This window comes from Haloferula luteola (assembly GCF_014201715.1).
GTDB lineage: Bacteria > Verrucomicrobiota > Verrucomicrobiia > Verrucomicrobiales > Akkermansiaceae > Haloferula > Haloferula luteola.
In genome coordinates, this window is the sequence record NZ_JACHFD010000004.1 from 64,724 (window position 1) to 76,861 (window position 12,138).

The 12,138-nt window shown below is 58.8% G+C and carries 10 protein-coding genes; 7 read left to right on the top strand and 3 right to left on the bottom strand.

Features of this window, described 5'->3' with window-relative positions; genetic code table 11:
* Positions 1-8: 8 nt before the first annotated feature.
* Positions 9-1,265: a hypothetical protein gene (locus HNR46_RS05055; protein ID WP_184016430.1), complete on the bottom strand. Its 1,257-nt coding sequence runs from the start codon at positions 1,263-1,265 to the stop codon at positions 9-11.
* A 179-nt stretch (positions 1,266-1,444) separates the two neighbouring features.
* On the opposite strand from HNR46_RS05055, the gene HNR46_RS05060 reads away from it, so the two are divergent.
* Both HNR46_RS05060 and HNR46_RS05065 read left to right on the top strand, forming a co-directional pair.
* Positions 1,445-2,863, top strand: a complete 1,419-nt coding sequence (locus tag HNR46_RS05060; protein WP_221285021.1) for a sugar transferase — start codon at positions 1,445-1,447, stop codon at positions 2,861-2,863.
* A 47-nt stretch (positions 2,864-2,910) separates the two neighbouring features.
* Complete coding sequence (locus HNR46_RS05065; RefSeq protein ID WP_184016434.1) at positions 2,911-4,863, top strand: O-antigen ligase family protein; 1,953 nt, start codon at positions 2,911-2,913, stop codon at positions 4,861-4,863.
* 3 nt (positions 4,864-4,866) lie between these two features.
* Here HNR46_RS05065 and HNR46_RS05070 read toward each other — a convergent pair whose 3' ends face one another.
* A complete protein-coding gene (locus HNR46_RS05070) occupies positions 4,867-5,604 on the bottom strand; it encodes an exosortase-associated EpsI family protein (RefSeq protein ID WP_184016436.1) in 738 nt (245 codons plus the stop codon).
* Positions 5,601-6,566: an exosortase/archaeosortase family protein gene (locus tag HNR46_RS05075; RefSeq protein WP_184016438.1), complete on the bottom strand. Its 966-nt coding sequence runs from the start codon at positions 6,564-6,566 to the stop codon at positions 5,601-5,603. Before HNR46_RS05075 ends, HNR46_RS05070 begins: the two co-directional genes overlap by 4 nt.
* A gap of 83 nt (positions 6,567-6,649) precedes the next feature.
* Between HNR46_RS05075 and HNR46_RS05080 the strand changes: the two genes are divergently transcribed.
* From HNR46_RS05080 to HNR46_RS05100, 5 genes are all read left to right on the top strand, one after another.
* Complete coding sequence (locus tag HNR46_RS05080; protein WP_184016440.1) at positions 6,650-7,576, top strand: ribose-phosphate diphosphokinase; 927 nt, start codon at positions 6,650-6,652, stop codon at positions 7,574-7,576.
* 861 nt (positions 7,577-8,437) lie between these two features.
* Positions 8,438-8,893 (top strand): hypothetical protein, encoded by a 456-nt coding sequence (locus HNR46_RS05085; protein WP_184016442.1) that lies wholly within the window; start codon positions 8,438-8,440, stop codon positions 8,891-8,893.
* A gap of 65 nt (positions 8,894-8,958) precedes the next feature.
* Positions 8,959-9,756, top strand: coding sequence for a PEP-CTERM sorting domain-containing protein (locus tag HNR46_RS05090; protein WP_184016444.1), 798 nt, complete (start codon positions 8,959-8,961; stop codon positions 9,754-9,756).
* Positions 9,757-9,959: 203 nt separating this feature from the next.
* Positions 9,960-11,153, top strand: a complete 1,194-nt coding sequence (locus HNR46_RS05095) for a TonB-dependent receptor (RefSeq protein WP_184016446.1) — start codon at positions 9,960-9,962, stop codon at positions 11,151-11,153.
* 62 nt (positions 11,154-11,215) lie between these two features.
* Positions 11,216-12,052, top strand: a complete 837-nt coding sequence (locus HNR46_RS05100; RefSeq protein ID WP_184016448.1) for a polysaccharide biosynthesis/export family protein — start codon at positions 11,216-11,218, stop codon at positions 12,050-12,052.
* The last annotated feature ends 86 nt before the right edge of the window (positions 12,053-12,138 follow it).

Consider the following 12,138-nt stretch of genomic DNA (forward strand, 5'->3'; position numbering starts at 1 on the left):
ATGGCGGCTCAGTCGGCTTGCGCCTTTTCTCGATCGGAGATGACTTTCTCCACGCGGTAATCGGGGACGAGTTCGGTGAGACCGCTGTCCATCAACCATTCGCTGAGGGTTCGGATGGGAATCGCGTGCCTTTGGGTGGAGGCCGAGTATTGCAAAAGCCAGGCATTGAGCGTGGCAAGGGGCGCTGAGCCTTGGGAGGGAAGGGGGCGCGCGAGGAAGAAAAGGAGGGCGACGAAGCCGATCTGGGCGGCACCAGATTTTCCGAGGAGTGGGGTGGGGGAAATCCAGCGGGCGGTCAGGACGAAGGAGAGGGAGAGGAGCGGTGCGAAGTAGCCGGGGTGGGTGCAGAGGTAGCCAAAGTTGACCACCAAACATCCGCCGATCGCCAGCCCGATGAGGAGATTCGTGGAATCTGCCAGCCTTTTGGGGAGGGTGCCAAGGCGGGCAGCCATCCAAACGGGCAGAAGGGGCGCCGCCATGATCAGCCAGAACAAGGCGCGCAGCAGATTGGAGGCGGAGGATCTCAGACTGCCTCCGGTAAGGATTCCTGCCTGTCGATTGGTCGCATTGAGCTCGGCCGTGGCCGCCCTGAAGGCGTCCATGCCCCCGTAGGCATTGGCGGTGGCGAGGAGGATTCCGGCGAGGAGCAAAGCGCCGACGATGCCGGAAATCCAGAGGCTGCGGCGGCGGAAATCCAGCAGTACCAAGGCAATGACCATCGGGGCAAACATGACCAAGGTGGACATGCGAAAAGCGGCGATGGCGAGCATGGTGCCGACCAAGAGAGGGTACCACCACCCCCGATGGTCTGCGCGGCCGGGGAGGGAGAGCAACCAGGCGATGACGGCGCCAAAAAGCAAATCGGAGGCATGGGTGGTGCCGACGCTGGCAATATTGAGTGAGACCCAGCTGAAGGCGAACATCAGCGTCAGAACCGTGGCAAATGCTCGGGTGGTGTGCCTCCGGCACGCCGCGTAGTGGATCGGGATTGCGGCGAGATAGGAGAGAAGCGAAATGGCCTGGACCGAATGGTAGGAAGTGAGGCCCATGGCATGGAACCAGTGGGCCACCTGGAGGAATCCGATGTATCCCGGTGGGTGGACGACGGCCCCTCCTTTTTCGACGGCTACGGTGTATCCGGAGGCATCGATCCAAAAAGGCGCGGGGCTCCAGTAGAGGGCGACCACCCCCAAGGCCACGAGGGGGATCCAGCCGCATTCCCGCAAGGTGGAGAAGAGATTCTTCGTAGCGGGAGGCACCTGCACGGGCGGGAGGTTGGGGGAAGCATGGCGAATGACAAGGGTGGATTGGATTTCACGTAGGAGGGCAAAACGCGGCGAATCGATCCCCTTCCAAGAGCCCTGGCGCAGATGTCGCGTTTTTAGCCGTGACACCCTTGAGAGCCTTCGATTACTGCGGTTGCGGGTCTTCCCTCGGATTCATTATGGTCAATCGAAAAGAAGCGTTTTCCATCCAGATTCTCCAACTGGTGGATGCGGGGCTGGTATGGCTCGGTTTTACGGTAGCTTCGTTGCTTCGCAGTCCGTTGCGTGAGATTCGCAGCTTGCCCCCCACGGATGCTGCGGGCTTGGAGCAGATGACCTGGGTGCTTTTCATTTCGGTCCCCTTCACGCCCCTGCTGCTGGAGTTTTTCCGATTTTATCGGACTCCTCGGACCAAAACCACGGTGGTCTCGATCAAGCAGCTGGTGCGCACCCTTTTCGTGCTGGGCTTGGTCCTGGGGATGATTGCTTTGTTCATTCGGCCCTTGGAAGGGATTCGCTTTGACGCCAGCCGGGTGATTCTGGGCGGTGGCGTCATCCTTTCCTTCCTGTTCCTGCTGATCCGGGACCGGGTCTTCACCTATCTGTTGAGCAATCGTCAGGTCCGTGACATTCACAAGGAACGAGTTGTCATTGCTGGATCGACTCAGGAGATTGCTCAATTCGAGGCGGAATTGGATCCCGAAATCATTGACGCGTGGGACCTGACCGCTCGGTTTGATCTGGAATCATGCTCGGTGGATGAGTTTTACCAGCTGCTCAAACTGCATTCGGTGGAGCGGGTGATTTTCACCGCAGGAGGCACCTCCTTTGATCGCTTGTCGCTGGCGATTGAAGCCTGCGAGCTGCAGGGCGTGGAGGCGTGGGTGGGAGCCGCGTTCATTCGGACTCAGATCGCGCGTCCGACTTTTGATGTGGTGGGGAATCAACCGATGCTGGTGCTGCGATCGACGCCGGAGCTGTCCTGGGAGGTGGCGATGAAGGCGGTATTTGATCGGGTGGGTGCCTTGTTCCTGATTCTGGCGACCTCACCGCTATGGATCGTCGCGTGGCTGGGGATTCGGATTTCCAGTCCGGGAGCCTCGGCGTTTTTCGCTCAGAAGCGTGCCGGACGCTATGGCAAGCCTTTCAGGATGTGGAAATTCCGCACGATGGTGCCGAATGCGGAAGCGATGCTTGAGCAGATCAAGCAGGAGCAAGGGAACGAGATGGATGGACCGGTCTTCAAGCTCAAGCGGGACCCGCGGATCTTTCCCTTTGGGGCGCTGTTGCGGAAACTGAGCATTGATGAGCTACCACAACTATTGAATGTGCTGTTAGGCGACATGAGCTTGGTGGGGCCGCGCCCCTTGCCGCTGTATGAAGTGGAAGCCTTTGAAAAATCCGCGCACCGGCGTCGCCTGAGCGTCAAACCGGGCATCACCTGCGAATGGCAAGCGGGGGGCAGAAACCGGATCACCTCCTTTGAGGAGTGGGTGCGGATGGATCTCGAATACATCGACAATTGGTCGCTTTGGTTGGATTTCAAGATCCTCCTGAAAACGATTCCAGCGGTGCTCTTTGGGCGCGGAGCGGCCTGAACGAGGTCGGGGGTTGCGGGCTGAATTCGTTTTGGCACCATCGCGTCATGAAAATGCTGGTTGTTGCCATTCTCGCGACCCTTGCCATGGCGGTCCTATGGGGCCCCCAAACCGTGGCCTGGAGCTGGGGTCCGGCGTTGGTGACTTTGAGCCTGGGGGTTTTGGGGGCTTGTGGGGTGCGGCCTGCGTGGCGTTATTCACCGATCCTAGGGGGCCTGGTGGCGGCGGCGGTCTTGTGGTTGGGCTGGGTAGCGGTGCGATCGCCAGTCCGTGAGGAAGCCCTCCAGGATGGCCTGCTGGTGGTGGGAATGCTGGGGATGGCTTGGCTGGGGTCTCGGCTGGATCCTCGACGGTCTGCCTTTCGGGCTTTGCCGGTGGGCTTGAGCTTCCTGGTGCTGGCGAATGGCGTGGTGGCGCTCGTGCAATGGATGCGTCCTGAGTTTGCCTGGCCCTATGGGGCCCGCCCTTATCCGAATCCGAGTGGGTTCTTTGGGCACTACAACTACTTCTCGAATTTCTTGGTTGGGGCGGCGTTCTTTTGTGCGCCACGCATCTTTTTCTCGGACGATCGTCGCTGGGAGAAGGTGCTGTATGCGGTGGCGGTGATCTCGACGATCGTGCTGGTGCCGCTTTCTGGGTCGCGCGGGGGTCTGCTGGGTTTGATCGCCGCCTGTTTCCTGTTCTTTTTGGGAACCGGACTGATGGCGTGGAGGCGAAAGCAGCGGGGGGTGGTGGTCGCCGCCATCGTGAGCCCGGTCCTGGGATTGATCGTGCTTCTGTTAGCCTGGGCGTCGCTGAGGGGAACCGAAGGAGGCCAAATGACCTCATCCAATCTTAACCAGACATTCAAAAACAACGATCGGCTCAGTTGGTATGAGGTCGCAATGGCCGTGATCAAGGAGCATCCTCTCGAGGGTGGAGGCAGCCGGGCGTTTGCTTGGGAGCGGAATCAGCATTGGAGTCTGAAGGGGATCGGAGTGGCACTGGAGAATGAGCCATTTGTTCACAATGAAGCCCTCCAGTTGACCGCGGACTATGGATGGCTTGGCTTCGGCTTGGTCGGTGGCGCGCTTGCTGTGTTGGTTTGTTTCCGGATGGTGGGCTTGGTGTTGGGAGAAGAAGGCGAGGGGGTCGAGGAAACCTACGGAGCCGTCGGATTGGGGGTGCTGAGTGCCCTCGGAGGCATGCTGGTGCAGTCGAATTTCAGTTTTGTCTTTCACCTGCTTCCTTCGGTGTTGCTGCTCGGGTTGTGGTTGGGGCTGGGAGGATTGCGGGGTCTGCGGCCGGAAAAGGGGAGTGCGATCCGGCTTTTGCCAGGACGCCTGGTCAGTGTGGCGGGTGGGTTGGGATTGTTGTATTTCGGTGTTCTCGGAAGCCTGGCCCTGGCGGCTTTGTGGCCGGCCCTTTACGCCAAACCGCCATGGATCTCGGAATCGCCACGAAAAGGGTTCGAGCGGATGGATGAGGCCATGGAGTGGTGGCCGAGCTGGAGACTGCTGCAGATGAAGGGAGTCGCTTTGCGAAAACTGGCGAGCGACGAAACGGCGACCTCAGAACAGCGGTGGGCGGACTATCGTGCCGCAGAGGCCACCTTTGAGAAGGCGACGCAACTCCACCCGAAAAATGCCGCGCTCTTCCTCGATCAGGCGAATGCGCTTTCCGTGCTTCAGAAGAATGACGAAGCCGAGCAGAGTTTCGAGCAGGGCGTGAAACTCACGGGGCGATTGGAGACGGTGTTTCAGTCTCGATTCTACTACGCGCACCATTTGTATGAGGCGGCGGTGAGAGATTGGAACTCGCGCCAACCGGAGCGAGCGAGAGCTCGGCTGGAAGCGGCCAAGGACTTGCTCGAAGAAGCTCAGGTGTTGGGACCCCGTTGGGCGCTCCACAAGGACCTTCCCGGGTTGGAGAAGCAAATTGGCGAGCTCGATGGATTCCTTGAGTCCGCCGCGATTGCTCCCTCGGGTTGGAGTCGCCCGGTTCCAGTCGATGGGGACTGAGGCTCAGCCCTGGATGTTCGCCCACTGGATGTTTTCCTCCGCCAGTTCCGCAAGGAGCTGGCGGATTTTTTTGTCCGCATCGGGCAAGGGAAGAAGCGGGGAACCCATCGGAAGCTCGCTCTCCAGGCTGTAGGGCATCGTGGCCGTCACGTAGGCCCAACCCTGAGCCTCGCCCTTGATCACGCGGTCGCGAATGTCGATCAGCGTGCGCTCGGTGTGGCTTTCGGTGATGCTCGAATGTCCCACAAAGAAGTAATAGGTCAGGCAGTTGTGGGTGATGACTTTCCGGCCCTCGGGCGTTTCGATCGCCTGGTCCTGTTTCGAGAGCAAGCGGGTGACCGGAATCGAGCCGCCATGGGCGAGCTCCAGCGTGGAGGTGGAACTCACCAACGAGCGGTGGCCCTGCGTCGGCATGCAGCGTTCCGGACGGTGGATGGAGTTCGCGAGGTCGTATCCTGACATCACCACCGAGAGATCGGCAAAGTCATAGGGCGACCGTCCGGTGATGTAAGAAAACTCTTCCTGGCGAGGCAGTCGGCAGTGAGCTTTGGCGAAGCGAGTGTCCTTGGCCAGGATGGCCAGTTCTTTCTCTGAGGGCGGGTAGCCCTCGAGGTCCCATAGCCCGAGGTGTTCGGGCACATTCAGGCTCATGGCGCTGTCGACTTCCTTGAAGTCGGGGAGAAAGAAGATGGTGGAGAGGCCCGCAGCGAGGAGCGCGGTGAGAAGGAGTGCCCGCTTCATGATTCGGTCATCTGGACTTGTTTGCGCACCACCCGGCGCGATTTCGGGCGGAACCAGCGGTAAAGAGGCTTCCCTCCCTCAAGCAAAGCGTGAAGGCCGAGGAGGAGAATCAAGGAGATCGGGTAGAAAATCACCAACCCGGCCCAATCGTGCCAGGTGTGAATGGCGAAATGAGGGTCCCCATACTCGGCGATCATGAAGATCGAGGTCAGCCGCAGCGTGTTGCCAATGATCGCCAGGGGAAAGGCCGAGAGGCAAAGAATGGCCTTCTTCCACAAGGGCATCTTCGAAATGTAGGCCCACACACTCGAAATCAGGATCAGGGCCATCAGCGATCGGATGCCGCTGCAGCCGTCGTCGATTTCCAGCGGATCCCATTTCTGGGTCAGCGAAGCGATTTGAGTCCCCCGGACTTCGGTTTCGATGCCCAGCCAGCGGCATCCGGTCGATGCCAGATGGGTGGAGAGAATCTGCAGTTTGGTGGTCGCCTGCTGGAATTGAGGCACCGGAATGGCCAGCCAGAGCAGGAAGAGCGGGAAAAAGGTGAGCACGGCCACACGCCAGCCATAGAGAAACCAAGCCGATCCCCAGAGGATCATCGGCAGACCGCCAATCGCCAGGCGGGCTTGCCCGGTCCGCCAGGAAAGCACGAAAAATCCCACCCCGATCATCGCCACCGCCGCCCCGAGCCAGGACCCCGGCTGAACCGATTGACGGAGCTTCTTCCCTTGCCACACCAGGAGTCCCACCATGATCAAGGGCACCAGGAACCCGTGCTCGAAGTCATTCTGGCTATTCCAAGTCGATTGCAGCCAAACCAAGGGCGACTGCTCATGACCGGGGCCGAAGGCCGGAATCCATCCGTAGAAGATCAAAACCACCAGTCCGGCGAGGGCCGGGCCCACGGCATCGACCCACCGGAACGGGCTCGAGGGAGGTTGCTGAAAATGGGGCTTTTCCATGGCGTGTCCGGATGGAGGGTTGCCGACCCCTTCCAAGCTGTCAACAATCGCGCAGCCCCAAGACCCTGCGCCCACTACCTTCCATGAAGCTCATCAGCGGAACCGCCCACCGTGCCCTCGCCGACAGCATTTCCCAGGAACTGGGAACCCGGCTCGCCAATGTCCATGTCACCGCTTTCCCGGATGGTGAAACGTTCGTGAAGATCAACGAAAACATCCGCGGCGCCGACATCTTCATCATCCAGCCGAGTTGTCCGCCGACCAATCACAACATCATGGAGCTGTTGATCATGGTGGATGCGGCGCGGCGAGCCTCGGCCGGCCGGATCACCGCCGTCATGCCGTTCTTTGGCTACGCACGGCAGGACCGGAAAGATCAACCGCGGGTTCCGATCACCGCCAAGCTGGTGGCCAACCTGCTCACTTCCGCTGGGGTCGATCGGGTGCTCACCATGGATCTTCACGCGCCGCAGATCCAAGGCTTCTTCGATATTCCGGTCGACCATCTCTATGCCAAGCCAGCGCTCATCGGCTACATCCGGGAGAAAGTGGGCGACCCGTCCGGGCTGACCGTGGTTTCTCCCGACGTCGGTGGGGTCAAGATGGCTCGGGCTTATGCGGATGCCATCGGTGCGGAACTGGCCATCGTGGCCAAGCACCGCGTCAGTGCCACCAAGGTCGAGGCGATGAACGTCATCGGCGAGGTTCGCGGGCGGGATGTCATGCTGGTGGACGACATGACCGAAACGGCGGGGACTCTGTGCGCCGCGGCGGAAATCCTGCACCAGCACGGTGCCAAGCGGATCTTTGCCGGGGTTTCTCACGCGGTGTTGGGCGAGTTGGGGCGTCAGCGCATCAAGGACTCGGCCATCGAGCAGGTGATCACCACCGACTCCGTGCCCCAAGCGACCGGCGAGAAGGTCCACGTGTGCAGCATTGCGTCGCTTTTGGCCGAGGCGATTCGCCGCATTGCGGGCGGACAATCGGTCACTTCGCTGTTTGAAGTCTGAGTTCGTTTCGGTCCTCCGAAATTTTGAACTCTCCCGGCTCGGGCGCTCTCCACGGTCATTGGAGGGCGTCGGTGGGCTTGGCGGGGAAAGAGAGCATCGGTGCCCTGCGGACCCACTAAGCGTTTCGGCGCCAGAGATTTTGGCGGAATCCGCAGGTGCAGGCGTCGGACTCGCTCGCCCGGCAGGTTGGGGCCTGTCCCCGTCGGGAATTCGGTGGAATTCTTATGGATGGGTTAGAAAAAATGCCAAGTCTCCTAAAGTCAGTGAATTGAGGAGATTCATCATCGAGGGGCCGATGGTTGGCTTCCCCACCCCACCGGATGCCGATTTTGATACTCCATCATCTTGCCCTGGCACGGTGAGGACTTGTCTCGAAAGAGATGAGTCTCAGAAAAAGAACGACTTGTCGAGTTGATGCGGGTGGCGGGGAGCTCTCGGGCCTGGATGGGCTTCCTGCCGATCCCTAAGAAGGCCTTCATAATTCGTGCGGGGCAAAAATGTCACCCCCTTCCAAGGGGCCTGCGGGTGGCGGGAAATCCGTGTCATCTCAAGGGTTCGGAGCCGTCGCGGACGAGTTCGTCGCAACGATCCATGCCGTTTTGCAATCCTCACATAACCAGAGAGATGGGAAGGGAGTGGCTTCATAGGGAATGGAGAATGGCATCGATTTTCCATCCTCCCGGGGAGGCATCCAAGCACATGAAAAGCGCACCGGAAAACTCAGCACTTGTCTCCAAGAGGCAATTTTGAATTATAAAAACTCTTGCTGTGGTACGTATAGTTTCTAGGGTTTGGCCCGGCTGCTGCTTCCGCCGTCATGCACTGCGTGCAGAAAGCCAAACCGAGCCAATCCTGAACCATATGAAGACTCGAATCACCCAAGCCGTCGCCCTCATGGGATTTGCGGCTCTCACCGCCGCCGCTCCTGCGGCGATCTCCGGTTTCGTGACCATCGGAACCGATACCAAGATCGTCCAGACGACGGACACCGAAGGGAACGTGGTTGCCACGGTCACCTTCTCCGAAGACAACGGAGACGGCACCGTCACCTACAAGACGCAAGTCGAAACCAAGAAGACCACTGGTGAGATCATCCTCGAGCAGGTGGAAATCCTGGTCGAAGAAACCTCGCCCGGCAGCGGCACTTTCACCGTCACCACCGTGACCAAGGAAGTGACCACCACTCCGACGGGCGGTGGAACGCCAGTCGTGGAAAATCCGACGGTGCCTCCGACCGAAGTGCCGGCCTCGGAACTTCCGATCCCGACCGACACCACCGTCATCAACGTCGTCGATCCCGGCGAAGTCAGTCCTTGATGCGGAGATTTCTCCGGCATTGAGACCTCACCCTTACTCTCTCTCAACTCCGTCCTACCTTTCTTATGAAGCCCTCTCTCCTTCTCTGCCTTCCGGCCCTGGCGCTTGGTGCCTCGTCCCTGAATGCTGCGGTTCTTTATGACTTCAACTCGGAAGTCTCGGATGCCTTCTTCTCCAGCGACATCAGCGGCTGGAGCCAAGACATCGCCAACCCCACCCCGTTCGGGGCCGAAGCTCCGATGGCCTACGTGGCCGATGCCTCCATTGTTGGTGGCGTCGCCACCGGCACCGGCTACTTGGGCACTCTGCGTGTCAACCAGGCTCCTCATGCCACGACCTCCATCACCGGAGATCTTTCGGCAGCGGGAACCATGTCGGGCTACTCCCTGAGCATGAACTTCGGGATCCTAGACAACACCAGTGACCCCTACACCACTCGCGATTCGTTCTCGATCGCGGTCACCGACAGCACGACGGCAACCCTTGGCATGCTGAGCATCACCCCGACCGTGGGCGATGTGAACCTGTGGGACCTCAGTGTGGTGGGTGGAACCGGATCCGTGACCGTTGATGTCAACTCGGGTTACGTCCTGTTCATCACCTTCCTCGATGATGCGGTGAAGTTCTCCTATGGCTCAGCCGCCAGCGGAGTGGGTTCCATCGAAATCGGTGAAGTGGCCGCCAGCGTGAGCGGTGATTTTGGTTCGTTGGTCCTGACGCACACTCCGGATGCTTCGGAAGCTCTAGGCACCAGCGCCAACGCGCTCATCTTTGACAACATCGCCGTGGTTCCCGAGCCTGGCACCGCCCTTCTTTGCGGCGTGGCAGCTCTCGGTCTCATGCGCCGCCGCCGGGTCGCCTGATCCGGGGTTTCCGGGACATTGATCTCGGAAATGTTGCAAGTTAAGCATTGCTCACGGGCTGCTGCGGGAACTGAATCACCGTCGCAGCCCGTGGGTCTGCCTAGGGAGTGCAATTTTTGAGTGGAGAGACCATGTTTGAAGGAAAGAGAATTTCGAGTTCGTCGCGCGGGTTGGCATACCGGCCGCTAGGGAAGATCGCAGCAATGGGTTATCTGTGTTTGCTCTCCCCTCATCTTCAGGCGCAGAACCTTCTTCTCAGCCTCCCTTCCGCTCCGAGCGGCTACTCCCGCGCCTCATCCATCAGTCGGATCTCGGGCAAACTGGGAGAAGATGAGCAAGGTATCTCTCTTTCCGCCAGCTTCTCCTCAAGCTACGACTCCAACCTGACCCACGGCTCGGACACTCCAGGCCGTGCCGCCGAAGACGACTTCGTCATTTCGCCAGGGGTCGACTTTACTTACGCCACCGTTGGTACGCGTTGGTTGGCAGGCGCTCGCGCCGCGGTATCGTATGATGAGTATTTCGATCATAGCGATTTCAGTGGTCTGAATTATGATCTCGCTGGTTTTGTCGGCTACACGGGAGGGAAGGTGACGGCTTCCTACTTTACCTCCATTGGGGGAGGAAAGGCGACCGACATCTATTCTTCCCGGACGACGCCGATTGAAAAAGTGATCTACATCAACAAGGCGTCGTTTCGCTACGAGTTGAGTCCAAAGACCTCGATCGTCTCGACTTTCAATCAAAACAGTACCTTCTCAGACACAAAGGGATATGCCGATACCAGCTCCTACAATTTAGGAGTTGCAGGCCTTTGGAAATTTTCCCCGCTGACGGAGATTGGTCCCGGACTTCGATATTCCTATCGGACGGGGGAAAATCGGCCTGATGTTTCGGCTTGGGGGCCGAACTTGAATCTCAATTACCAGCTCTCGAGCAAGGTGTCACTGCGTTCGGTGTTTGGTATGGATTTCCAGATAGACCCTAGCGGGGGAGATTCAACTTTCAACACTGCGGTGACGCTCCACTACGAAGCCTCCGAGCTCTGGAATGCGAACCTGACCCTTTTCCAAGATACCAATGTAAATCCTAACATCGCCGGAGCGATTGATGAAATTTCGGCGATTCGACTCGGATACAAACGGAAGATCCGACGACTGACTTTGGATCTCGGGGTCAGTCTCACCACTCGATCCACTGAGCGGCTTTCAGGTGGAGGCGCCATTTCGAGTCAGGATTTTGACCTGATGACTTACGATGCGTCGTTGACTTGGCCTCTCTTTGGAGATTCCGCGGATTTGCGCTTCGCCACACGTTATCAAGATCTTAAAGGAAACACGACGGCATTGTCTTGGGATGGATTCCAAACGGGCATGGGCTTCAATTGGCGCTTTTAGTGCGGTTAAATGCCAATTCCCCTCATGCCGTCTACGATATGAATTTCAGCCAATTTTCTCCCATGATCGCTTCATGCCGCCATTTTGCTCTTCTCATCTTGATCGTTCTTAGCGGCTTGATGGCTCCAGGAACTGCGCTTGCCCAAGAATCTCAAGACGATAGTTACGTTCTGAGACCCAATGACATGGTGACTCTCTCGGTTTACGAAGAGCCCGAGTTGGGGACCCAAGTCCGAATCCTCAAGACCGGACAAGCTTCCTTTCCGCTCATTGGCGCCGTCAAGATTGGGGGCCTGAGTGTGGTGGAAGCGTCCGCGGAAATTAAGGAACGCTACGCCAAGGACTATCTTGTCGATCCCAAGGTGACGCTCTCAGTCGATGAGTACACCACCGAGTTCATTTCGGTCATTGGGCAAGTGAAGAACCCGGGTCAAATCAGCATCCCCCAAACGGGCCACTTGGATTTGGGATCGGCTATTGCTTCCGCTGGAGGGGTGACACCCGAGGCGGACGTGAACAACATCCAACTTGTGCGTTCCAATGGAGGGTCGACCAGCTTTTCCCTTTCGGCCATTCAAGGATCCGCCGGTCGGACTCGCTTGTCTCCCGGGGATCGCGTGGTGGTTCAGGAAAGCCGCTTTGTGCGACGTTTTGTGACCGTGCTGGGCCGGGTGGGTAAGCCGGGCGCAGTGCCCTTTCCCGTTGACGGACGCTTGGATCTTGTCACGGCCGTCGCAATGGCGGGTGGACTGACCGAGCTTGCCAACCCAAAAAAGGTGAGCGTCAACCGCAAGGGGCAGATTGTCGTGATCGATTTTCGAGAATATTCCCAAAGTGGGGGCAAGCCCTACTGGCTCCAGCCCGATGATATCATCACGGTGGCTGAGCGGATTTTCTAACATTTTTGTCCCCGAATCCCTGTCGACGATTCCCTGATCGGAGATTTTTACCCACTTTCTCCATCCCCTCCACCGCGAGGATCTAC

Excerpts from the sequence above, each read along its gene's own strand:
- HNR46_RS05090 (WP_184016444.1), top strand. The coding sequence starts at position 8,959 with ATGAAGCCCTCTCTCCTTCTCTGCCTTCCGGCCCTGGCGCTTGGTGCC.
- HNR46_RS05065 (WP_184016434.1), top strand. The coding sequence starts at position 2,911 with ATGAAAATGCTGGTTGTTGCCATTCTCGCGACCCTTGCCATGGCGGTC.
- HNR46_RS05085 (WP_184016442.1), top strand. The coding sequence starts at position 8,438 with ATGAAGACTCGAATCACCCAAGCCGTCGCCCTCATGGGATTTGCGGCT.
- HNR46_RS05100 (WP_184016448.1), top strand. The coding sequence starts at position 11,216 with ATGATCGCTTCATGCCGCCATTTTGCTCTTCTCATCTTGATCGTTCTT.
- HNR46_RS05080 (WP_184016440.1), top strand. The coding sequence starts at position 6,650 with ATGAAGCTCATCAGCGGAACCGCCCACCGTGCCCTCGCCGACAGCATT.
- HNR46_RS05095 (WP_184016446.1), top strand. The coding sequence starts at position 9,960 with ATGGGTTATCTGTGTTTGCTCTCCCCTCATCTTCAGGCGCAGAACCTT.
- HNR46_RS05060 (WP_221285021.1), top strand. The coding sequence starts at position 1,445 with ATGGTCAATCGAAAAGAAGCGTTTTCCATCCAGATTCTCCAACTGGTG.
- HNR46_RS05070 (WP_184016436.1), bottom strand. The coding sequence starts at position 5,604 with ATGAAGCGGGCACTCCTTCTCACCGCGCTCCTCGCTGCGGGCCTCTCC.
- HNR46_RS05075 (WP_184016438.1), bottom strand. The coding sequence starts at position 6,566 with ATGGAAAAGCCCCATTTTCAGCAACCTCCCTCGAGCCCGTTCCGGTGG.